The organism is Streptomyces sp. CB00316, from assembly GCF_001905595.1.
GTDB lineage: Bacteria > Actinomycetota > Actinomycetes > Streptomycetales > Streptomycetaceae > Streptomyces.
In genome coordinates this window covers 1-22,639 of sequence record NZ_LIXI01000014.1, presented here as the reverse complement: position 1 = coordinate 22,639, position 22,639 = coordinate 1, and the positions used below count along the sequence as shown (strand labels likewise).

Annotated in this window: 11 protein-coding genes, 1 pseudogene and 1 riboswitch; of the genes and pseudogenes, 4 read left to right on the top strand and 8 right to left on the bottom strand. The window is 72.6% G+C overall.

Annotated features, from left to right (window positions below; genetic code table 11):
- Window positions 1-123 precede the first annotated feature (123 nt).
- A complete protein-coding gene (locus tag AMK21_RS30580; RefSeq protein ID WP_073882480.1) occupies window positions 124-12,171 on the bottom strand; it encodes a hybrid non-ribosomal peptide synthetase/type I polyketide synthase in 12,048 nt (4,015 codons plus the stop codon).
- A 409-nt stretch (window positions 12,172-12,580) separates the two neighbouring features.
- Window positions 12,581-12,910 carry an antibiotic biosynthesis monooxygenase family protein gene (locus AMK21_RS30575; protein WP_073882410.1) on the bottom strand — a complete coding sequence of 110 codons (330 nt, stop codon included), beginning with the start codon at window positions 12,908-12,910 and terminating at the stop codon, window positions 12,581-12,583.
- 411 nt (window positions 12,911-13,321) lie between these two features.
- Window positions 13,322-13,462, top strand: a riboswitch (cobalamin riboswitch).
- A 99-nt stretch (window positions 13,463-13,561) separates the two neighbouring features.
- On the opposite strand from AMK21_RS30575, the gene AMK21_RS30565 reads away from it, so the two are divergent.
- The 3 genes from AMK21_RS30565 to AMK21_RS30555 are packed head-to-tail and all read left to right on the top strand — an operon-like array spanning window position 13,562 to window position 16,494.
- Window positions 13,562-14,671: a FecCD family ABC transporter permease gene (locus AMK21_RS30565; protein WP_073882408.1), complete on the top strand. Its 1,110-nt coding sequence runs from the start codon at window positions 13,562-13,564 to the stop codon at window positions 14,669-14,671.
- Window positions 14,671-15,456 carry an ABC transporter ATP-binding protein gene (locus AMK21_RS30560; protein ID WP_073882407.1) on the top strand — a complete coding sequence of 262 codons (786 nt, stop codon included), beginning with the start codon at window positions 14,671-14,673 and terminating at the stop codon, window positions 15,454-15,456. The genes AMK21_RS30565 and AMK21_RS30560 overlap by 1 nt, the downstream gene beginning before the upstream one ends.
- Before the next feature lie 15 nt (window positions 15,457-15,471).
- The gene (locus AMK21_RS30555) at window positions 15,472-16,494 is read left to right on the top strand and encodes an ABC transporter substrate-binding protein (protein ID WP_073882406.1); all 1,023 of its coding nucleotides are present in this window, start codon (window positions 15,472-15,474) and stop codon (window positions 16,492-16,494) included.
- Window positions 16,495-16,521: 27 nt separating this feature from the next.
- On the opposite strand, the pseudogene AMK21_RS30550 reads toward AMK21_RS30555, so the two are convergent.
- The 4 genes and pseudogenes from AMK21_RS30550 to AMK21_RS30535 form a co-directional block, all read right to left on the bottom strand.
- Window positions 16,522-16,734 (bottom strand): annotated as a pseudogene (locus AMK21_RS30550) (TetR/AcrR family transcriptional regulator); the annotation flags it as partial.
- A gap of 59 nt (window positions 16,735-16,793) precedes the next feature.
- A complete protein-coding gene (locus tag AMK21_RS30545; RefSeq protein WP_073882405.1) occupies window positions 16,794-17,621 on the bottom strand; it encodes an aldo/keto reductase in 828 nt (275 codons plus the stop codon).
- A 147-nt stretch (window positions 17,622-17,768) separates the two neighbouring features.
- Window positions 17,769-18,623 (bottom strand): aldehyde dehydrogenase family protein, encoded by an 855-nt coding sequence (locus AMK21_RS30540; RefSeq protein WP_073882404.1) that lies wholly within the window; start codon window positions 18,621-18,623, stop codon window positions 17,769-17,771.
- A 147-nt stretch (window positions 18,624-18,770) separates the two neighbouring features.
- Window positions 18,771-19,676, bottom strand: coding sequence for an NAD-dependent protein deacetylase (locus tag AMK21_RS30535; RefSeq protein ID WP_073882403.1), 906 nt, complete (start codon window positions 19,674-19,676; stop codon window positions 18,771-18,773).
- Window positions 19,677-20,020: 344 nt separating this feature from the next.
- Here AMK21_RS30535 and AMK21_RS30530 point away from each other — a divergent pair, with 344 nt between their 5' ends.
- Window positions 20,021-20,602: a snapalysin family zinc-dependent metalloprotease gene (locus AMK21_RS30530; protein ID WP_073882402.1), complete on the top strand. Its 582-nt coding sequence runs from the start codon at window positions 20,021-20,023 to the stop codon at window positions 20,600-20,602.
- A 41-nt stretch (window positions 20,603-20,643) separates the two neighbouring features.
- On the opposite strand, the gene AMK21_RS30525 is transcribed toward AMK21_RS30530, so the two are convergent.
- Both AMK21_RS30525 and AMK21_RS30515 read right to left on the bottom strand, forming a co-directional pair.
- Complete coding sequence (locus AMK21_RS30525) at window positions 20,644-21,009, bottom strand: hypothetical protein (RefSeq protein ID WP_234422085.1); 366 nt, start codon at window positions 21,007-21,009, stop codon at window positions 20,644-20,646.
- Window positions 21,010-21,155: 146 nt separating this feature from the next.
- Window positions 21,156-21,986, bottom strand: a complete 831-nt coding sequence (locus tag AMK21_RS30515) for an alpha/beta fold hydrolase (RefSeq protein WP_073882400.1) — start codon at window positions 21,984-21,986, stop codon at window positions 21,156-21,158.
- Window positions 21,987-22,639 lie beyond the last annotated feature (653 nt).

The window sequence follows — 22,639 nt, the reverse complement described above, 5'->3', positions numbered from 1 at the left end:
TCCCTGGATCAGGGGATGCCGGAAGGTGAACTTCCCTTGCCGGAGGGCGATTTCCCCTTTCCGGAGCCCCTCCGTCCGGATCCTTCTGTCGTCCGGAGGGGCACGGAGAGACACTTCTTACGTTTATTCCGGGAATGCCCTCTGCCGGATCCGGCGGGCCACCTCCGCGTCGATGGTGCGGGTGAGCAGATGGAGCGGCGCCGCCTCCGTCCCGCCCGCTTCCGCCGCAGCCCAGTAGGCCAGGCCGGTGGCCGCCCCGACCGGGCCGCGAACGAGGGGCACCTCCGCTCCGGAGGCGTGGAGCAGGGACTCCAGCCGGCAGGAGGCGATGGTGCCCGGGATCGAGGGCTGGGCGAGGTATCCGGCCACCGCGGCGGCCGGCAGTCCGTCGGCCACCCGCCGTTCGACGGTCCCGATGCCCAGCAGCCCGCCGCCCACGACCAGGACGTCCCTCGCCCGGTCCATCCGGTCGATGGCGCGCCCGGTGTCGAAGCAGTGCGGGAACGAGTCGTCGACCACCGTCGTACCGGATTCGAGACGGTCGACGTCCAGGAGCGTGCCGCCGCCGCTGACCGCCGCGACGATCAGGCGTGCCCCGTACACCGTGTCGGGCAGCCCCCCGTCCGATGTGGTGACGTCGACGGCGTCGGCGAGTCCGCGTGCGCGGAGGCGTTCGGCCAGTTCCTTGAGGCGGGGCCCGCTGCCCGGTACGTCGCACAGCAGGAGCCGGGCTGGCGGGGTCTGTGCCTGGCCGAGCAGCAGCTCCAGGGCGGAGGAACCGATGGAGCCCAGCCCCACGAACGCGACGGTGAGGGAACCCAGTTCCTGACCGGTGGCGTCGAGCGCGGCGTGGACGGTCTTGACGACGGAGACGACGGTCGCCGCATGGCCGGTGGTCACGGCCGTGGCCGCTCCGGTGGTGCCGATGGCGCGCAGGACATCGAACCCGTAGCCGGTGAGCGAAGGGATCATGCCGGCGAGCGAGACGGACCGGGCGCCGGACGACGAGGCGAGTTCCACGCCGTGTGCGGTGTGCCCGAGCAGGGTGGCCCCTGGTGCCAGTTCGTCCGCGAACAGGGGGACGCACACGAAGCCCGAACGCCCCAGCGGGGTGCTCAGGGTTTCGAGGAGCCGCGGGCGGCCGTCCGGGAAGAGCAGGGTCCGCAGCTCCTCGCGGGGCAGCGCCGCCTCCGGCAGCCGGGCCAGCCGGGCGAGGTGGGCCGGGGACGGCAGGTAGCCGATGAGCGCGGCATCCATGTGCGGCTCCTGGCCGGACCCGCTCGGGTTCGGGCCGGCCAGGGTCCGGTTCCCGGCGCGCCGCTGCTTCGGCACCGACGCGGGCTCCCGCACCGGCGCGGCCGCCGCGTGCGTCAGCGCGTCCCGTACCGCCTCCGCGAACGCGGCCAGCGCCTGCGGCGTGAACGCCGCCGCCGACGCCCGGACGGTGAGCCGCAGTCGCCCGGAGTCCAGGCCGGCCGCCAGGAACACATCCGTACCGACCGGAGGCGGGGTGTACTCGTCGGCGCCGTCCTGACGGCCGACCGTGAGGGTTCGCCCGCTCTCCGGCCCGAGAGAGGAGAAGTCCAGATAGGTGAAGAAGAACTGTGAGGCCAGGGGCAGCCCGTCGGGCAGCGACGGCACCGGACCGTCATGGACCTGCGCCGCCGTCGCCTCGGCGACGATCCGCCGTAGATCCTCCTCGAAGTCCGCGCCCGAAGGACGCCCGGAGTCCGGACCGGCCGGCCGCAGGGGTAGGGCCGCGGTGTAGGGGCCGAACACCCGGTGCGCGTCCGGCAGGGCGAGGTCCCTGCCGCTGACGGCGAGACCGAGCACCAGGTCCTCCCGGCCGGTCGTGGCCACGAGCGCCCGGTAGTAGGCGGTCAGCACGGGGGCGTAGAGGGTGGCGCCGGTGCGGGAGGCGAGGCCGCGCAGCTTCTCCGCCTGGTCGGCCCCGAGGGTGAACCCGTGGGTCAGGAACGGCCTGTGACGGTTCGCCTCACCGCTGCTCCCGTCGGCCCCGGCGCTCAGTACCGGTGGCCGGTAGGGCGCGCTCAGCCGCGCCCACCGGCTCCCGTCCCGCGTCGCCGCCGACGCGACGGCGTCGGCACCGCTGGTGGCGGTCGCGTCCGCCCGTACGGCGAGACGGGCGGCGTGGTCGCGGAACGTGCTGCGCAACGGGGCCAGGGCCGGCTTTTCGCCACGGGACAGCGCGTCGTACACGGTCGTCAGCTCCCGGATCAGGAGCGCCGCGCTGTAGCCGTCACCGATGACGTGGTGCGCGTGCACCAGCAGGACGTGCTCCTCGGGGGCGAGGGTGAGCACCCGCAGGCGCAGTAGGGGCCAGGCCCAGGGTTCGAAGCGACGGGTGCGTTCGGCGGCGGTCGCGTCGTCGATGCCGTGCGGTCCGGTGAGGGTCTCGAAGTCGACCGGCAGGCGCAGCGACGGCGGCAGCTCCTGCTGTACGGCCGGGCGTGCTCCGGCGGGGAAGACGGTGCGCAGCATGGGATGCCGTACGACGAGGGCGTCCACCGCCAGCTGGAACCGGGCTGTGTCGAGCGGGCCGCGCAGGCGCAGCCGGGTGAGCCAGGACGATGCCCCACCCGGTGCGATGGCCTCGGCCAGCAGGAAACCCCGCTGGGTGGGCGTCAGAGGGAAGGGCAGGGGGCCCGCCCCGCCCGTTCCCGCGTCCCGGAGCGCAGGGTCCACCGCGGTGACGGGCGGATCGGCAGGGCCTGCGGCGGCCGTGTCCACCGCGGCGGCGAGGGCGGCCAGGGTGCGGTGACGGTAGATCACGGTCGGCCGGGGGAGCGGCCCGCCCTCCTTCTCCAGCCGGGCGAACACATCCAGCACGAGCAGGGAGTCGCCGCCCAGCGCGAAGAAGTCGTCCTCACGGCACACGTCGTCGGTCTGGAGCAGCACGGACCAGATGCGGGCCAGCCGGACCTCCGTCGGTGTCAGGGGCGCCGTACGGGGGACGTCCCCGGGTTCGGCCGGCTGGTCGCCGCCCTCCGTCCGCGCATCCGCCGGGAGGGCGAGCAGCCGACGCCGGTCGATCTTGCCCGTGCCGGTGAGAGGCATCGCGGCGACAGAGGTGATGCGGGACGGAACCATGTACGGCGGCAGCGTCCCGGCGAGATGGAGCCGGATTGCCACGGCATCCACGGCGGGCGCCCCCGCCCTCGGGGTCACGAACGCCACGAGGCGGCCGTCCTGGAGGAGGACGACGGCCTGGCTGATGTCCGGACGGGCTCGGAGCACGGCCTCGATCTCGCCGGGCTCGACCCGGTTGCCCCGGACCTTCACCTGGTCGTCCAGACGCCCGAGGAACTCCAGGGTGCCGCCCTCGGCAAACCGTGCCCGGTCGCCGCTGCGATACCAGCGCCGCCCCCGCCGGCTCGTGAACGCGGCTTCGGTCAGGGCGGGTTCACCGAGGTACCCGGGGGTGAGGCCGATCCCGGCGATGAGGAGCTCGCCGGCCTCGCCGCGCTGCCGCACATCCCCGTCCGGACCGACGATCTCGACGTCCGTCCCGGCCACGGGGCGGCCGATGGGCAGATGCCGTACGTCGTCGCCGGGCCGGGCGCCGATGATGTGGCAGGTCGTGTTGATGGTCGCTTCGGTCGGCCCGTACAGATTGGCGATGCGCTGTCCGCTGCCGAAGAGATCGAACCAGCGGCGTACATGGGCGGGCGACAGGGCCTCCCCGCCTACGTGGATCCACCGGAGGGAGGACAGGTCCGGCCGGGGCATGCCGCGCCGTACCCGCTCCTCGGAGGCGCTGAGGAGCTGCTCCCAAAGGGTGGGTACGGAGCTCCACACGGTGATCCGGGTGTGTTCGACGTGGGTCAGCAGGAGGTCGGGGTCGCGCAGGAGGTCCCGGTCCACCGTCACCACGGCCGCTCCGACGAGCAGCGGGGCGAGGAGCTGGCGGACGGAGGCGTCGAAGCAGAGCGACGCGGTCTGGGCGAGACGGTCGTGTTCGTCGTACCCGAAGGTGCCGATGGCCCAGGAGAGGTAGTTCTCCATCGAACGGTAGGTGATGGGCACGGCCTTGGGCCGCCCGGTGGAGCCGGAGGTGAAGATCACGTAGGCGATCGCCTCCGCGTCGACGGGGCCGACCGGCTCTTCGGCAGACCCCTGCGAAACAGGTTCCGCCATGTCGGCGGAGACCAGGGTGACGTCACCGAGGGCTTCGCCCGCCGCACGGGTGGCGGCGTGGCAGAGCACCGTACGGGCACCCGAGCGGACGAGCTGGTCCGCGAGGCGCGCGGTCGGGTGGCCGGAGTCCAGCGGCACCCAGCCCGCACCGGCGCGCAGGACGGCGACGACCGAGACGACGGCGTCGGCGCCCGGCTCGGTCAGGAGCCCGACCAGGCTTCCCGGAGTGACACCGTGGGCCAGGAGGCGGGCCGCGAGGGCGTGGGAGACATGGTCGAGTTCCCCGTACGTCAGGGTCTCGGCGCCCGTGTCGACGGCGACCGCGTCCGGGGTGGCCCGGAACCGGTCGAGCAGCCGCTCCACGATCGTGGCCGACCTGGACTCCGGTTCCGGATGTGCGGCCCCGGTGTCGGCGAGCGCGGCCAGCTCATCGTGGAAGTCGCGGTCCAGACGCGCCACCGTCTCCGGTGCGAAGAGGCGGACGGGGAAGTTCCAGGAGAAGCGCAGGACCGTGCCGTCCTGCCAGCACAGCAGGCTGAGGCGGGTCGCCGGGGTGCCGGTCCCGGCGGCGGTCGGCCGTACGGTCACCGGGCACCGCGCATCGAGAGCGGCCGGGAAGCGGGCGAAGCTGAACCCGGCCGGGCTCACCGTCCGTGGCCCCGCCCCGGCCGGCCGGCCCGGCAGCAGCCGGGCCAGGTCGAGGCTGGTGGGCCCCGCATGCCGCTCACTGTCCAGCCAGACCCGCCCGAGCCGCTCCGCCAGCTCCCACACCGACTCCTCCGGGTGGCTCTCGCAGAGCAGCGGGAGAGTGTCGGCGAGCGGCCCCACGAGCCGGTCCAGACCCGGCAGCCGGGCGTCCCGCCGGGCGCGGGCCACGTTCACCGCGACCTCGCGCTGTCCGCTCCACCGGCCCAGGCAGCGCACCTGGGTGGCGAGCAGCAGATGGAACAGGCTCACGCCGTGCTCGGCGGCCCGCTTCTCCAGCGCGGTGGTCAGCGGCGCGTCGAGGGCGCTCCCATGGGTCGCCAGGGGAGCGGTCGGGAGGGCGTCGGGATCGCCGTCGTACGGCAGCCGCAGCGCCTCGCCCCGGGTGGCCAGCCGCTCCGACCAGTAGCGCAGGTCGGCGGCGAGAGCCTGGGCACCGGCCGCCGAGGAGCGCTCCTCGGCGGCAGCGGTGGAGTACCGCGCGAAGTCGGTGCCGAGAGCGGGCAGTGACGGCTCGGTTGCAGGCTCCTCCCCGTCGGCGAGGGCGGTGTAGAGCGACCAGAGCTCCTCGGCGAGGACGTTGAGGCTGTAGCCGTCGCCGGCCACATGGTGGATGACCAGCGTCAGATGGGCCAGGTCCGGGCTCTCCCGGGCCAGGACCGCACGCACGGGAGGCTCGGCGGAGAGATCGAACGGCCGGTTGCGCAGGGCGCTTTCGAGGTCCTCGATACCCCCGGGGCACTCCCGCACCTCGTACCAGGAGGACAGGGCGGTGGGTGGCGCGATGTACTGCCGGGGTGCGGTCGCGCCGTTCTCGTCCGTGCGGTCCTCGACGCGGACCCGCAGCATGGTGTGCCGGTTGGCGAGCGCGGTGAGCGCGCGGCCGAGGAGTTCGCTGTCCAGGGGCCCCTGGACCGTCTGGCGTACGTATCCGTGGGCCGGGATGTCCGGGTGGAGCCGCCCGCTGGTGTGCAGGGCCAGCTGGACGGGGGTGAGTGGGAAGGGCACCCCCTCCGCGACGGGGGAGGGGGCTGCCGTGGGCGGCGGTGGCGGGCCGGCCGGGGCATCGAGGTGCGCGGCCAGTTCGCGGACGGTCCGGTACTCGAAGAAGAGCGTGGCGGGCAGGGAGGCGCCCAGGTCCCGCTCCAGCTGCCGGACGAGGTCGACGGCGGCGAGCGAGTCCAGGCCGAGGGAGAGGAACGGCGCGTCGTCGGGGATCTCGGCGGGGGGCAGCCGCAACGCCGCCGCCAGGAGCCGGCGCAACAGCGCGGCGGTACCCGAGGAACGCGTAACGACATCTGCGGCCGTCGGCAGGGAGAGAGGCTGGGCATCCGCTACGGCCCCGGGCGCCGCCCGCGGCACAGGCAGCGACGCCACGGTTCCCGAGACAACGATGCGGGGCTCGGCCGGCGCCAGATCCGCCAGCAGCAGCTGCGCCGCGTCGACACCCCACGCCGTCCGGAGCGCCGCCAGCGCGGGCGCGGTGGCCACCGGCCGACTGCCGACGCGCCGCACGGTGGCGGAACCCGGCCCCGCTCCGGTGCCGAAGGCGGCGGCCATGCCCGTTTCGGCGAACGCGGCGAGGTTCACGGACTGCCAGGGCCTGCCAGCCCGCCGCTCCGACGCGGCGAACGCGTCGAGGAAGGCGTTGGCACCCGCGTAGTCGCCCAGCGCGCCCGCCAGTCCGGGCAGCAGGGCGGAGACCGAGGAGAACGTGACACAGACCGCCGGGGTGAGCCCGTGCCGTCGCAGGGCCGCCGAGAGCAGCCAAGTGCCCCGCGTCTTTGCGGCCAGGGCGTCGGCCGTCTCCCGCGCGCTCCTGTTCCGCAGTGTGCCGGGGCGGACCACCCCGGCCGCGTGGAAGAGGCCGTCCAGACGGGGGAGTCGGGCGAGGAGCGCGTCGACGTCCCGTTCCACCGACACGTCGGCCACGTGGTAGTGCACGGTGGCGCCCAGGGCCCGGAGCTCCTCGACGAGCCCAGCGGGCGGCTGGGGGGAGCGCCCGGCGAGTACGAGCGTGGGGCGGCCCCTTCCGGCCAGGTCCCTGGCGAGCGCACCCCCGATCCCGCCGCCGCCTCCGGTGATGAGGAAGGTGCCGTCGGGCGGCGACGGGGACGCCGCCACATCCCTCGCCGTCAGTGGCGCGATCCCCCGGGTGAGCCTGCGGCCCGCGCGCCAGGCGACCGTGGTGGTCCCGCCCGGGGCGCTGCCGGCCCGGAGTTCGGCGAGCACGGCGGCGAGCCGCTGGGCAGGTGTGTCCAGCGAGCAGAGGTCCACCCCGGTGGCCGAGCAGCCCGGCGTCTCCTGCGGCAGAGCCAGCAGCGGTCCGGCCAGCACCGCGTGGGCCGGCCGCGGCCGCTCGGTCGCGGCCCCCGTGGTGTGGACGTCCTCCGTCAGCACCAGCATCCGGCTCGCCCGGGTCTCGTCCAGCCGGGCGAGAGCCTCGTAGAAGGCGGCCAGCGCGGTCGCCTGCGCCCGGCCGAGCGCGTCGGCGTCCTCCTCGGCGGGCGCGGGGCCGGCCACCAGCACGACGGCGTCCGGTGGTTCCTCGCCCCCGGTGTGCAGCCGGATGCCCTCGGCACAGAGCTGTCGGGCCAGCCGACTGACGGACGGGGCGTCAGAACCGGTCAACAGGACGGAACGCACGGCCGCCGCCGGCGCTTCGGGCAAGCCGGCTTCCTCCCACACCACCCGGTGCAGGAGCGGGCTCACCGGCGGATCGGCCCAGTACCGGTCGCGCCGGAAGGGGTAGGTGGGCAGCGGAACCCGGTGCTGGTCCGCGTCGAGCGCGGCACGGTCCAGCGGCACACCACGCGACCACAGCCGCCCGATGGTCTCCAGCAGCGCCCGGCGCCCGTCACCGCCCGACGTGCTGTCGTCGGCACCGAGAGGGAGAGCGGGGACGACCAGCACGGCCTCGCCCCGGCCCGCCGCCGCGCGTGCCGCGCCGGACAGGGTCACCCCGTGCCCGACCTCCACGAACGTGTCGTACCCCTCCCCGGCCAGGCGCTCCACGGCGGCCCCGAACAGCACCGGCCGCAGGGCGTGTTCACGCAGGTACTCCGGCCCAAGAACCGGCTGCCACTCGGCGGTGACCGTACTCATCAGAGGGACGGACGCTTCATGGAGGGTGAGCGCACGCGCCGCGTCGGCGACCTGCTGGGCGACCGGGCGCATGAGCGGCGAGTGGAAGGCATGGGAGACCCGCAGACGACGTACGGGAATGCCCTGGGCATCGAGGTCACTGACGGCCTTCTCCACCGCGAAGACGGAACCGGAGAGCACCTGAAGCCCCGGCCCGTTGTACGCGGCCACGGCGAGGTCACCGTCGGCCTCCGCCACCACCGCGGCGACGGCCTCCTCACTTCCCCGTACGGCGATCATGGCGCCGGGCTCGGTGAACGCGCCCATGAGACGGCCGCGTTCGGCCGCGAACCGTACGGCGTCCCGCAGGGTCAGCACCCCGCTGACACAGGCGGCGGCTATCTCCCCGACACTGTGTCCGGCGACCGCGTCGGGCTCCACGCCCCACTCCCGCAACTGCCGGGCGAGCGCGACACCGGAGGCGACGAGCAGCGGCTGCGCCACCTCCGTCCTGGCCTGCGCCTCGGCGCCCGCGTCCGGATCCAGCCCCCAGTCCACCAACGGCCGACCGCACACCGGCCCGAGGAGCGCGGATGCCTCGTCGAGGGTGTCCCGGAACACCGGCGCCGTACGGTACAGCGCCCGGTCCCGCCCGGGGAACCGCGCGCCCTGCCCGGGAAACAGGAAGACGAGCAGCGGCCGCGAACGGGCGACACCCTCCCCGGGCGGGACGGGTGCCGTGAGCCTGGCACGCAGATCACCGTCCGCGACGACGGCGAGCCGGTAGGGGCCGTCGTCCCGGGATGTGCTCGCGGTCAGGCACACATCCCCTTCGTCCAGCTCCGGGTGCTGGTCGAGGTGAGCGGCCAACCTGTCCGCCGCCTCCCGCAGCCCCTCCGCGCTGCGGGCCGACAGCGTCAGCAGACGCGGCCCGGCCGAGGCGCCCTCGTACGGGGCGCGGGGCGGGGCCTCCTCCAGCACGGCGTGCGCGTTGGTGCCGCCGAAACCGAAGGCGTTGACGCCCGCCACGAGCGGCCCGGAAGCGGTCCAGTCCCGGGCCTCGGTCACCACGGAGAAACCGGCGGGCGCGAGGCCCGGGGAGGGAGGCGCATGGTGCAACGACGGAGGAAGCCTGCGGTGGCTCAGCGCCAGCACGACCTTCACCAGGGCCGGCAGCGCGGCAGCGTTGAGCAGATGCCCGATGTTCGTCTTCACCGAACCGAGCAACCGCGGCTCGCCGCCGGCCCGTACGGGAAACGCGTGGGCGAGCGAGCGCAGCTCGATCGGGTCCCCCACGGCCGTGCCCGTTCCATGGGCCTCCACATAGGTCACCGAAGCGGGATCGACACCGGCCGCCTCGTACGCACGGCTGATGACCCCGCGCTGCCGCAGCGGATTGGGGGCCATGAGGCTCATCGAACGGCCGTCGTTGTTGACGGCCGTGCCCCGGACCACCGCGAGTACGGAGTCGTCGGCGGTGCGAGCGGCATCCAGGCGCGTCAGGACGACCGCCGCGCCGCCCTCACCGGGCACGAAGCCGTCGGCGTCCGCACTGAAGGCGCGGCTGCGGCCCGTGGGGGAGAGGGCCTGCGCCTCCTCCAGCAGACGGTGACCGGTGGACGTCAGGTGGAGGTTGACCCCGCCGACCACGGCGAGGTCGCACTCCCCGTCCAGAAGGCTGCGCCGCGCCAGGTGCAGGGCCACCAGCCCCGACGAGCAGGCCGTGTCCACGGCGAGCGCGGGACCGTCGAGGTCGAGGCACTGCGAGACGCGGGCGGCGATGAGGCTGGGCAGGTTGCCGGTGAGCACGCCGGGCAGGGGAGACCCGTCGGCGGAGGCGCGGTCCAGCACCTCCCGGTAGCCGCTCTCCCCGACGGCCGCGAAGACCCCGATCCGGCGCCCGCGCCGGCGGGGCCCCGCGTAGCCGGCACGTTCGAGGGCCTCATGGGCGAGTTCGAGGAAGAGCCGCGCCTGCGGATCGAGCGCGCGGGCCTCGTCCTCGCCGATGCCGAAGTAGCCGGCGTCGAAGGCGGCGGGGTCGTCGAGCAGAGCGCCCCAGCGTTTCCGGGCTGGTGCCCACCGGGCCCGGGAATCGTCCCATCGCCCGTCCGGTACGGGGGTGACGGCGTCGTGCCCGTCGATGAGCAGGTCCCAGAAGGCGTCGGGGGTGTCGGCGCCCGGGAACCGGCACGCCATCCCGATGACGGCCGCGGACGCGTCCGCCGCCGCTGGAAGCGGCTCACTCGCCGGGCCGGACACCGGGCGCCCCGGAAGGGAGGTGGCCAGAAGATGACCGGCGAGTGCGGCGACAGTGCCGTGGTCCCGGATCACCGCGGGCGGCAACGTCAGACCGAACGCGTCCTCCAGCGCCACGAGAACCTCCATGGCCTTGAGCGACGTCCCCCCGAGGCTCCCGAACGGCTCGTGGAGCCCGATCGACTCCGCGTCCCGGCCCAGCACACGCGCCCACACCTCCCGTACGGCCTGTTCGGCCTCGGCCCGCGACCGGGGCGGCGCGGCCGGTACGGGCGGCAGGGTGGGCACAGGAGGCACACGAGACGCTGACCCGGGCCCGGCACCCGCGCCGGCCGAAGAGGCATCAGCCTCCCCCGGCCTCCATCCGCCCGCCTCGAACCGCTCCCGCAACCGCTGCCGTTGCAGCTTCCCGCTCGTCGTACGGGGAAAGGCCCCCGGAGGCAGCGCCAGCACCCGTACGTCGTCGTGGAGCAGCGCCTCGCGCACCCGGGCGGCGACCCGTTCGAGCACCTCCGCCGCCTCGCCCGGGGGCCGGGCCCAGGGGACGAACACGACGACCCGTTCCCCGCCGGTCACGGGATCGGTCGAGCCGATCACCGCCGGAGCACCGGGCGGCAGCCCGGGGGTCGCCGCCGCGACCGCCTCCGTGTCCGGGGCGTGGAAGGTCCGGCCGTTGAGGAACAGCACATCCTTGTGCCGCCCCGTGACGCACAGCCGTCCGTCCCGCAGGAATCCCAGATCGCCGCTACGCAGCCACCCGCCGGAGAACACATCGGCGCTCACGCCGGGAAGTCCGTGGTAGCCGCGGGCCAGCTGTGGGCCGCTCACCAGGATGTGTCCGACCCGCCGGTCCCCGAGCTCCGCGCCCCCGTCGTCGACGATCCGTACGGCGCATCCCGCCACCGGAACCCCGACATCCATCAGCTCGACGGCTCCCTCGCCCACCACCGAGTCCACCGCCACACCCCGGCTCAGCGAGACCCGGTCCAGGACCAGCGGCTCGGCCACTTCCCCCGGCGGCGGGAAGGTCACCGCCAGCGTCGCCTCCGCCAGTCCGTAGACCGGCTGGGCCGCCGCCGGATCCAGCCCCGCCGGGCGGGTCTTACGGGCGAACTCCCGCCACACGGTGGCCGCGATCGGCTCCGCGCCCACCAGCATCAGCCGCACGGCCGACAGGTCCAGCCGCGCGAAGACCTCGTCCGGAACCCGCCGAACGGCCAGCGCCAGGGCGAAGTTGGCGGCGGAGAGCACCGTGGCCCGGTGCCGGTCCGCCACCTCGAACCAGATCCGGGGCCGCTTGGCGAACGACAGCGGACCGATCTTCACCTGCTTGGAGCGGGCGGCCAGCGGGGCGAGGTGGGTACCGATGAGCCCCATGTCATGGAAGTACGGCATCCAGCTGACCACGACGTCGTCGGCACCGAGCGCCGAGGCCTTCCGCATCTGCTCCAGATTGGCCAGCACCGCACGATGGGTCACCTCGACACCCTTGGGCGCACCTGTGCTCCCCGAGGAGAACTGCACGAACGCGACCTCGTCCGGCCCGGCGACGACGGGTTCCCGCAGCATGGGCCCCTGCCGCAGCACGTCGAGCGTGAGAACGCGTACGTCACCGGCCAGTTCACCGGCCACCGGTGCGGTTGCCGCGTCCACGACGACGGGCGGCCGGCCCAGGTGCTCCCAGACCGGCAGGACGCGCCGGGCGTCGGGAGCCAGCGGTACGGGGACGAGACCGGCGGCGAGCGTGCCCCAGAACATGGGCTGGAAGTCCTCGCTGCGATCGGCGAGCAACGGCACACAGGTCCCCGGCACGACGCCGGTCTCCCGCAGACCGCCGGCAACGTGCAGCGCGTCGTCGAGGAGTTCGGGCAGAGCGACGGTCAACTCGCTGCCGTCGCCACGGACATGGACGACGACCTGCCCGGGAGCCTCACGGACCGCGCCCAGCAGTACATCCAGCAGTGTCATGTTGTTGTCCACCGGTCCGTCAGTCCGTTCCCCATACGCGCGGCGACGCACGCACCGATCATTTCCCGGCCGGTCACCGGCCCCCAATGATGATCTTAAGAACGCCCCGGTCGCGGGGGATCCACCGGCGGGAGGAGACCACGTGCGCCCTGAGGCTGACCCGGATCCCGGCGGGGGGCGACACAGGTAGCAGGTTCTCCGGCGGGGCCGGAGGGACACGCGAGGTGTATCAGTGCTGGATCAGGCCGCCGAAAGCGACGGATGCGAGGCGGCTGGCGGCCGGTGGCCGGAAGAGCCCGAGCCAGGACCGGCACCAGGCCGGTACCGGCGCCAGGAATGGCCGGCGCGCGGACCGGTGATGTCGGGTGTCCTGCCCAGCCGGCGGCCGGGCAGGACACCCGACAGCTCACTACGCGCCGGCCGGCCCGGTCTGCTGCACGACCTCGAAGGACCACACGGTGGATCCACTGGCCGCCGGCTTCGGACGCTCGCCGCCCTCGGCGCCCCCGCCCTGGTGGGCGGCCTTCATCGGACCCTCCATCCAGGCCTGGAAGGACGCCTCGTCACGCCAGCGCGTGTAGACGAGGTAATCGTCCGTGCCCTCGACAGGCCGGAGGAGCTCGAACCACTCGAACCCGTCGGAGCTCTCGACGGCGTGGGCCCGGGAGGCGAAGCGCTTCTCCAGCGTCTCGCGTTGTTCCTGGGGGACGGTCAGCACATTGATCTTGACTACGCTCATGGCCTCATCCTGCCGTACGGCGCTCGACGGAAGGAGCAGCGGCCCCGGGCCGCGTCGCCGGGACTGACGCGCTGCCCCGGCACGTCGCTGTACGGAAACGGGTCGGCCGGTCACCGGCGGACCGCGACCATGCCCCCTGCCTCAGGGGAGGGCAGTTGTTCGCTGTCGTCTGTGCGGGGTGCGGAGCCGGATTGACCGCCCCGCTCTCCCCGGTCGCCCTGCTGGTCCATGCCCATCAGGTGTACGGGCACGGGGCTCGGCTTCCGGTGCTCATGGAGCCGGGTACCTTCGCCCCCGACGCGGACGCCGACATCCCCCTCGTACCCCTCCATCCGCGGACGGGGGAGACCTGTGCGCCGGCCGGTCCCGCCGCCTCGGCCGAGCGAGCCCCGTTGCCGCCGATCGCCCTCCCTCGAGAGCCGGCGCAGTCACCGGATAGGCTGCGACTTCCCCGCGGGGGAAGTCCGGTCGAAGTCCGGCGCTGACCCGCAACGGTAGGCGGAACTCCCAGTTCCGTAAGCCCGATCACCCGTGGCGGAGAAGGCTCCTGACAATTCGCCGTGGACTGCGAAGGGCGCTGCGCGGGCGTCCGCCGTCCGGGGCTGCTCCTCCTTGCGCAGACGTACGGCCCGAGGCGAAAGCGACCGGCCTGTGGCCACTTCCGTCGACCGCATACCCTCCAAGCCCGCGCGCCCGTCCCGCGCCGGTAGGGGGTCGCCGCCCTCCCGGCGCGTACCCCTGCCGCTCCTCCTGGTCGGCCTGTGCCTCGCCCTTCCCCTCTCCCTCGTCTGCGGGGCCGGCCTGGGGGCTTCAGGGCTCTCCTGGGCCGAGGTGCTGCGCTACCTGTGGGCGGGCCTGACCGGTGGGGCCATCCGGCCCGGCGAGGTGCCGGCGTACACCATCGTCTGGGAACTGCGCCTGTCGCGAGCCGTGTTGGCCGCGATCGTCGGTGCCGGGCTGTCGGCCGTCGGGGTCGCCGTCCAGGCCATGGTCCGCAACGCCCTCGCGGACCCGTTCGTGCTCGGCATCTCCTCGGGCGCGGCGGTCGGCGCCAACGCCGTACTGATCTTCGGGGTGCTGGGAGCGCTGGGTATCTGGGCCCTGTCCACGGCGGCGTTCGCCTCGGCCCTGCTCGCCATGCTGCTCGTGTACGCGGTCGCCCGCACCGAACGCGGACTGACCCCGCTGCGGCTCGTCCTGACGGGCACCGCGATGTACTACGGCTTCTCGGCCGTCACCACCTTCATGGTGTTCGCGGCCGAGCGCGGCGAGGCGGCCCGCTCCGCGATGATGTGGCTGCTCGGCAGCCTGAGCGGCGCCAACTGGGCCTCCGTACCGATCGCCGCCGGAGCGGTGCTCGTCGGCCTCGCCCACCTCGGCTGGTCGGCCCGGCGCCTCAACGCCCTCGCCATGGGGGACGAGACCGCCGCCGCCCTCGGGGTCGACCCCGGGAGGCTGCGCAAGGAGCTCTTCCTGGTCTCGGCGGCCGTCACCGGGGCGGTCGTCGCGGTGAGCGGAGCGATCGGCTTCGTCGGCCTGATGGTCCCGCATGCCGTACGGATGCTGGTCGGCGCCGACCACCGGAAGGTCCTGCTCGTCGCACCGCTCGCGGGAGCCGTGCTGCTGGTCTGGGTGGACATCCTCTCCCGCGTGGTGCTGGCCCCGGCCGAACTCCCGGTCGGCGTACTCACCGCGGTCATCGGCGTGCCCTGCTTCATCCTGCTGATGCGCCGCAGGTCCTACACCTTCGGAGGCATCTGATGCGGATCGACGTCGACGCGCTGACCGTCGAGACCGCCGGCGCACGCCTGGTGGACGAGGCGACCCTCGGGGCGGGGGAGGGGCAGCTCGTCGGCCTGGTCGGCCCCAACGGAAGCGGGAAGTCCACGCTGTTGCGCTGCGTCTACCGGGCCCTGCGCCCCTCGTCCGGCACGGTCCGTATCGGCGGTGACGACTTCCACGCCCTGAGCAGCCGTGAGGGCGCCCGCCGCCTGGCCGCCCTCCCGCAGGACGCGGTCGCGGAGTTCGACTTCACCGTGGCCGAGATCGTGGCGATGGGGCGTCTGCCGCACCAGGGCCCGATGGCCCGGGTGACCGACGAGGACCGCGGCCGCTGCGTCGAGGCACTGGACGGGGTCGGCGCGGCCCACCTGGCCGAACGCGGTTTCCTCACCCTCTCCGGCGGCGAGAGGCAGCGCGTCCTGATAGCCCGCGCTCTCGCCCAGCAGCCCCGGGTCCTGGTGCTCGACGAGCCCACCAACCACCTGGACATCGCCCACCAGCTGGAAATCCTCGCCCTGGTCCGCGGCAGCGGCCTGACCGTGTTCACCGCGCTGCACGACCTCAACCTCGCGGCCCTCCACTGCGACCTGATCCACGTCATCGACGGCGGCCGGATCGTCGCCTCCGGAGCCCCGTACGACGTCCTGACCACCGAGCTCCTGGCCGAGGTCTTCGGCGTACGGGCGCACCGCGTCGCCCACCCCGAGACAGGCGCGCTCCAGTTGATCTTCGACCTCCCCCGGCCTCGCCCCGCCACCCTCTGAGGAGCCCCAGCCACCATGCCGAACCCCCTGCGTCCCGCAGCCCTCGTCCTCGCCGCCGCCCTGGCTCTCACCGGCTGCGGAGCGGACGTCACGCCGCAGTCGGACGGGAAGAACGACAGCGCGAAGGCGGACCGGCACTACCCGGTGACCGTCGAGAACTGCGGAGAGAAGAAGAGCTACGAGAAGGCGCCCCGGCGCGTCGTGACGAACGACGTCGGCATCACCGAGATCATGTTCGCCCTCGGACTCGAGGACCACATGGCCGGATACGTGATGCCCGACGACAAGGGCGACATGACGTCCGTCCCGTGGAAGGACGGCTACAAGAAGACCACGTGGCTCTCCAAGGAGCGCATCAACAAGGAACTGGTCCTGGACGCCCGCGCCGACCTGGTCTTCGCCGGCTGGAACTACGGCTTCAACGAGGGCGAGGGCTTCACCCCCGCCGAGCTGGAGCGCGTGGGCGTCGACTCGTACCTGCTGAGCGAATCGTGTCGTAACGGACAGGGCAAGGCCCGCGGAGTCATGCCGCCCCTCGAAGCGCTCTACACCGACCTGCGGAACCTCGGAAGGATCTTCGACGTCGAGGACCGCGCGGACACCCTCATCGCGTCCTTCCGGAAGCAGGTCGCCGACGCACAGGCGAAGGCACCGAAGGGGAGTGACCGCCCGCGTGTCTTCCTGTACGACGACGGGAAGGACAAGCCGCTGACCTCGGGCGCGTACGCCGGACCGCACGACATCATCACCAAGGCCGGCGGCGACCACATCATGAAGGACCTCAAGGACAGCTGGACGACGGTGGGCTGGGAGACGGTGGTCGACCGCGACCCCGAGGTCATCGTCATCAACAACTACGGGGACACCGGCGCCGAGCAGAAGCGCACGTTCCTGAAGTCCTACAAGCCGCTCGCGAACGTCTCCGCGATCAAGAACGACCGGATCGTCGTCCTCGACTATGTGGATCTGGTCGAGAGCCCGCGCAATCCCGCGGCCGTCAGCTCGCTGGCGGCGGACCTGCGGAAGTTCGCTTCGTAGCCCCGCGGATTCGCACCCCCCGTGCGATCACGGCCGTTGGGCGGGTGGTGGAGGCGCTGAGCCGAACCGGCGTCCGTCAGCGCTTCGCGCGGCGGTGAGGATCTCCTCGGAGACCGGGGAGCTCTTGGTGGCGCGGGCCGGTACGAGCGCGCCGACCATGGTGCACAGCCGGGCGATGCCGTCCTCGTCCTCGGTCGCGAGCCACCGGGCGAAGTCGGCCACGCCCGCGGCGGCCGTACGAAGGCCCGCCCCCGGAAACGTTGCCCGGGGACGGGCTCGCGAACCACCTGACGCCCGGGTCAGCCGTTGAACGTGTCCGGGTCGGGCCCGGTGCGCTCGTCACGGTTGAGGGCGGAGATCTCACCGATGTCGCCCTCGGTGAGCTCGAAGTCGAAGAGCGCGAAGTTCTCCTCGATCCGCTTCCTCGTCACGGACTTGGGGAAGACGATGTCCCCGCGCTGGAGGTGCCAGCGCAGCGTCACCTGCGCGGCCGACCGGCCCACCCGCTCGGCGATGCGGGTGATCGCCGGGTCCGAGAGGACCTTGCCCTGGGCGATGGGCGACCAGGCCTCCGTGGCGATGCCGTGCTCGGCGCCGAAGGCCCGTACGGCGTCCTGGGTGAGGTAGGGATGCACCTCGATCTGATTGACGGCGGGCACCACCGTGCTGCTCTCCAGGAGCCGGCGCAGGTGGTTCGGCTGGAAGTTGGAGACCCCGATCGCCTTGGCCCGTCCGGACCGGTAGATCTTCTCCAGGGCCTTCCAGGTCTCCACGAAGTCCCCCGAACCCGGTAGGGGCCAGTGGATGAGGAAGAGGTCCAGGTACTCGAGACCGAGCTCCTCCATGGTGCGGTCGAACGCCCGCAGCGCCTCGTCGTGCTGGTGCGCGTCGTTGTTCAGCTTGCTCGTCACGAAGACGTCGGCGCGGTCGAGCCCGGAGTCGCGGACCGCCTGACCGACCTCCTTCTCGTTGCCGTACATCTCCGCCGTGTCGATGTGCCGGTATCCGGTCTCCAGAGCGGCCAGCGTGGTCTCGCGGGTCTCCTTCGGAGGGATCTGGAAGGTACCGAAGCCGAGCTGGGGGATCGACACGCCGTTGTTGAGGGTGATGTCTGGTACTGCGGGCACGGTGACTCCTTGGTGTCGACGCCTCGGAAGGCGGTGAGAGGGGTGTACGGGACGGGTGGCCGTGCCGGTCCGCCTGCGGCGGGCACGGCGGGCCGGGCGGGAGGGCGGCCCTGGGGATCGGGCGCGGTACTGCCCCGAGAGAGCTCCTCAGCCCGCGATGCCGCTCAGCTCGGCGTCGGGCGGGAGCACACGCACGAGCTTGCGGTTGACGAACTCCTGCATGCCGAGCTTCGAGAGTTCCCGTCCGTAGCCGGAGCGCCTGATCCCGCCGAACGGCAGGTCGGGCTGGGTAGAGGTCGGGTGGTTGACCCAGACCATGCCTTTGCGCCCGGCCCGTTCGGCTACCCGGGCCCCGGCCCGCTCGCTGCCGGTCAGCGAGGCGCCCTTCACCACCGGGCTGTCGATGATGCGCGAGATCTCGTCGTGGCTCACGAACAGGTTCGTGTAGACGCCCTCGGGCGCGCCCACGTCGCGGAACAGCACCTCCAGGGCGAGCGCGGACTGGGGGCAGATCCCGGCGTGCTTGACGAGAACGGTGTTGCCCAGCACCAGGTTGGGCCCCGCGAAGCGCACCACCTGATAGAGCGGGAAGTTCCAGGGCATGACGCCGAGCAGGACCCCGAGCGGCTCGTTGACGAGATACGCCTCGCCCCCCTCGACGTCGAGCGGCTCACGGGCCGCGAAAGCGGGGCCGTGCTCCGCGTAGTACGCGAGGACCGACGCGGCGAGATCCACCTCTCCGCGGGCTTCGGAGATCAGCTTGCCCATCTCCAGGGTGATCAGGCGCGCCAAGGTCTCCTTGCGCTCCTTCATCAGCCCGGCGACGCGCCCGACCAGCGCGGCACGTTCCTCGATGCTCCGCTTCCGCCACGCGTCGAAGGCGTCGCCCGCGGTCTCCAGGACTGCGTCCACCTCCGCGCCCTCGATGGCCGGGAACTCCGCGAGGGTTTCTCCGGTGTACGGATCGACGGTGGCGAACGGATTCTTGCGCTGCTCTGACATGAAATCTCCAGAACGACGGGTGCTGCACGAGGCGGAACCTTGCGCTCCGCCTCACTGCGAGTTCCCGACTGAGTGCACGGGAAACCAACTCAAAAGCATCTATATCGGGAGTAAATCCTGGCCGACATCACCCGGTTCCAGTCGACATCACCCGGTTCCGGTCGACCCGTCGTCGACGGGGACGCCCAGCCGGCCGGCCAGGGTGGTGAGGGCCGTCCCCAGCGGGAGTGCGACGCGGGTGACGGCGTGGCGGTCGCCCCGGGTCGCATCCCGGTTGACGATCAGCACGGGCTGTCCGGCCTGGGCCGCCTGGCGGACGAACCGGAGCCCGGACATCACGGTCAGTGAGGAGCCCAGGACGAGCACCGTGGCGGCCTGGCGGACCAGTGCGCGGCAGTGTTCGACCCGCTCGGCGGGCACGGCCTCCCCGAAGAACACCACGTCGGGTTTGAGAATGCCGCCGCAGACGGTGCACGGCACCACGCGAAAGTCCCCGACCTGCTCGTCGGTGAGGTCGGCGTCGCCGTCCGGGTTGATCGCGGCGGCCACGGGTGCGAAGCCCTCGTTGGCCTCCTCCAACTGCCGGGCGAGCTCGCGGCGCGGGCTGAGGCTGTCGCAGGAGAGACAGACCACCCGGTCCAGGCTTCCGTGCAGTTCCACGACCTCTTCGCTGCCGGCGGCCTGGTGCAGGCCGTCGACGTTCTGGGTGATCACGCCCGAGAGCATGCCGTGCCGTTCGAACGAGGCCACGGCCCGGTGCCCGGCATTGGGGCGGGCGCTGCCGAAGGTGCGCCAGCCGAGATGGCTGCGCGCCCAGTACCTGCGACGGGCCTGGGCGTCGGCGGTGAAGTCCTGGTACGTCATCGGCGTGTGCCGGCTCAGGCTTCCGCCCTCCCCCCGGTAGTCGGGGATGCCCGACTCGGTGGAGATGCCCGCCCCGCTCAGCACCAGCACGTCGCCACTGCTCAGCGCGTCGGCGACCGGCTCCAGATCGGTGGTGCCCGGCGACACTTCCTCGGTGGGGGTCCAGCTCAGAGTGGGGCGCATGCGCATGCACCCAGCGTACGGAACGGCCCGTCGGCACGCGGCGCCGCCGCCGCGCCGCGGGCGTACCGTTCCCGTTCCTCACCCGTGGGAGACCGGTCCCATCCGGCCATGGCCGTGTGAGGGGTGAACAGGCCGGTACGGGAAGGTGCTGCCGCGTTGCGATCCGTGCCAGCAGTTTCCGGCCTGTCCAGAGTGACAGGTGCATGGCGAAAGGCTTGTAGTGGGCATAGGTTCTGCGGCTCCCGAAGGTTCGGCAACTGGCCCTGTATCCAAGCCGGTTGCCGGGCAACCGGATCCGCGCACTCTCGGCTCCGCCCGGAGCCGAGCCCCCCATGAGTGAAGGGACAGCAATGCTGAATTCGATAGCGCTGAAGGCGGCCGGCATCGCCGCGGCGATCACCCTGACCACTGTCACGGCGGCGAGCGCCACGCACGCGCCGGCTCCACACGTCACGGAAGGCGCGGCAGCCGTGGTGACACTCCGCTACGACGACAGTCGCGCGGGCGGCTGGGAGGCGGCGATCGCGGCAGGGGTCGCCTCGTGGAACGCGAACGTCGACAACGTCAAGCTGGTCGAGGCCGCGCCCGGCGCGCGCGCCGAGATCCAGATCGTGGCCACGAGCGGCTGGCCGCAGGCCACACTCGGCCCGGTCCGCCCGGGCGGCCAGGCCCGGGTGGAACTGGGCAGCCAGGCGGTCACCCAGGGGCACGACAAGACCCGCATCGCCGCTCACGAGATCGGCCACAGCCTGGGCCTGCCGGACACCAAGCCCGGCCCGTGCTCCCAGCTGATGTCGGGCTCGAGCGCCGGGACCAGCTGCAGGAATTCGGTCCCGAACGCGACGGAGCAGTCCCGCGTCGAATCCTTCTACGCCAACGGCCTCGCCTCACGTACCCCGGCCGACGGACGGATCCTGGTGGACGCGCCGTAACGGGGCGTCCGCCGAGCGCGAGGTACCCGTCGCCCAGGGTCTCAGCTGTCCCGCCGGGCGCTCCGGAGCCGTTCCTGCCGGCCGAGGGCGGCCTTGACGGGGAAAGGGGCGAGCCAGCACCGCATGGCTGCCTGCGGGGCGAAGAAGGCGATGGGTGCGGAGGCTCCGAACACCGCGATCGTCGCGATCAGGTCTGCCGCGGTGTCCCGCCACTCGCCCACGGCGTGGACACCGTGCCGGCCCTTCAGCGTCGCGAACATGGCGAGCTGCAGCAGGTCGATGAGGCAGATGGTCGCGGCGTACATCACCACCGCCCACGGCTCACGTGCTCCGCACTCGGCGAGGATGGACGTGGGGAAGGGGACCAGGGCGATCACGTTGTCCGACGGCATCTTCGCGATCGCCATGGCGCTGCTCGCCCTCGACGTGAGGGTCCTGCCCGGCCTGGACTCCGAGCAGTTCCATGACGCCCTGCGCGAGCTCTCCGCTCACGGGCCAGGGTCGTCAGGCCGGGCCCGGGGGCCGACGGTCCAAGGAGCGCTGCCTACGCTGCCTACTCCCTGACGAACGCCAGCAGGTCGGGGTTGAGCACCTCGGGGTGCGTCGTGAGCATGCCGTGAGGCAGACCGTCGTAGCTCTTGAGCCGGCCGTTCTTGAGGAGCTCGACCGACAGCGGCGCCGAGTCGTCGTAGGGCACGATCTGGTCGTCGGTGCCGTGCGCCACCAGGACGGGGACGTCGATCGCCTTGAGGTCCTCGGTGAAGTCCGTCTCGGAGAACGCCTTGATGCACTCGTAGTGGGCGTTGGCGGCTCCCCGCATGCCCTGGCGCCACCAGTTGTCGATCACTCCCCGGGATACCTCGGCGCCGGGCCGGTTGTACCCGTAGAACGGCCCTGAGGGAACGTCCACGTAGAACTGCGCACGGTTGGCGACGAGGGACGCGCGGAAGCCGTCGAACACCTCGATGGGCAGGCCGCCGGGGTTGGCCGACGTTCGCACCATGATCGGTGGCACCGCTCCGACCAGGACTGCCTTGGCGACCCGTCCCGGCTTTGCGCGCGCCACGTACCGGGCGACCTCGCCACCGCCGGTGGAGTGGCCGATGTGGACGGCTTCCCGCAGGTCCAGAGCGTCGGTCACCGCTGCCACATCGGCGGCATAGGTGTCCATCTCGTGACCGCTCGGACTCTGGGAGGAACGCCCATGTCCTCGACGGTCATGGGCGATCACGCGATAGCCCTCCGCGAGGAAGAACAGCATTTGGTTGTCCCAGTCGTCGGCGCTGAGCGGCCAGCCGTGGTGGAACACGATCGGCCGGCCGTCGCGCGGACCCCAGTCCTTGTAGAAGATGCTCGTGCCGTCGCTCGTGGTGACCTTGCTCATGGCAGACCCTTCCGCCTGGCGGATGTGAAAGGTGAGTTCGGTGATCCTTCAGCCGGCCGAGCGGCGCGCAGGACGGAATGCCTTCTTCGTCGTCCGGCGGGGTGGCACAGTCGGCGCGGCCAAATGCGACATTACACCCAAACACACCCTGGGGCGCGTGTGATCCCGGGCGCCTGGCGGGACTGCTGGTGAAGTCAGCCGTCTCGTTCATTCCTGCCGGGCGAGGATGAGGGCGAGGGCTTTGGCGATGGGTGGGTTGTCCTGGGCCCATGCGAGTTCGGGGGGTAGGGGTGCGGGGGGTAGCAGGCTGAGTGAGTCGCCTGGTGTCAGGGGGCCGGGGTGTGGTGGGACGCATGGCCAGGGCGGTGGTGTGCATGATGGTTGCCGCCGGACATGACGTTCTCCCCGGTCGCCGAGTGGGCCAGAACAGCCGGACTCCACAGCCCGCAAAGCCCAACCCTCAGCACTGCCCCTCTCCCGTTCACGGACGCCCAGACGCCCAGACGCCCAGACGCCCAGGCGCCGGGACTCTGCGGCGTCGTGGTGACGTTCCACTACATCAACCGCATGGTCACCCTCTTCCTCGCCGACTCCCCATGCCCGCCCGGACACCGGCACCCCCACGAGGGCCGTTCGACCAGGCCTTGGGCGTG

Excerpts from the sequence above, each read along its gene's own strand:
- AMK21_RS30560 (WP_073882407.1), top strand. The coding sequence starts at position 14,671 with ATGCGGATCGACGTCGACGCGCTGACCGTCGAGACCGCCGGCGCACGC.
- AMK21_RS30515 (WP_073882400.1), bottom strand. The coding sequence starts at position 21,986 with ATGAGCAAGGTCACCACGAGCGACGGCACGAGCATCTTCTACAAGGAC.
- AMK21_RS30530 (WP_073882402.1), top strand. The coding sequence starts at position 20,021 with ATGCTGAATTCGATAGCGCTGAAGGCGGCCGGCATCGCCGCGGCGATC.
- AMK21_RS30535 (WP_073882403.1), bottom strand. The coding sequence starts at position 19,676 with ATGCGCATGCGCCCCACTCTGAGCTGGACCCCCACCGAGGAAGTGTCG.
- AMK21_RS30580 (WP_073882480.1), bottom strand. The coding sequence starts at position 12,171 with ATGACACTGCTGGATGTACTGCTGGGCGCGGTCCGTGAGGCTCCCGGG.
- AMK21_RS30555 (WP_073882406.1), top strand. The coding sequence starts at position 15,472 with ATGCCGAACCCCCTGCGTCCCGCAGCCCTCGTCCTCGCCGCCGCCCTG.
- AMK21_RS30525 (WP_234422085.1), bottom strand. The coding sequence starts at position 21,009 with ATGGCGATCGCGAAGATGCCGTCGGACAACGTGATCGCCCTGGTCCCC.
- AMK21_RS30575 (WP_073882410.1), bottom strand. The coding sequence starts at position 12,910 with ATGAGCGTAGTCAAGATCAATGTGCTGACCGTCCCCCAGGAACAACGC.
- AMK21_RS30540 (WP_073882404.1), bottom strand. The coding sequence starts at position 18,623 with ATGTCAGAGCAGCGCAAGAATCCGTTCGCCACCGTCGATCCGTACACC.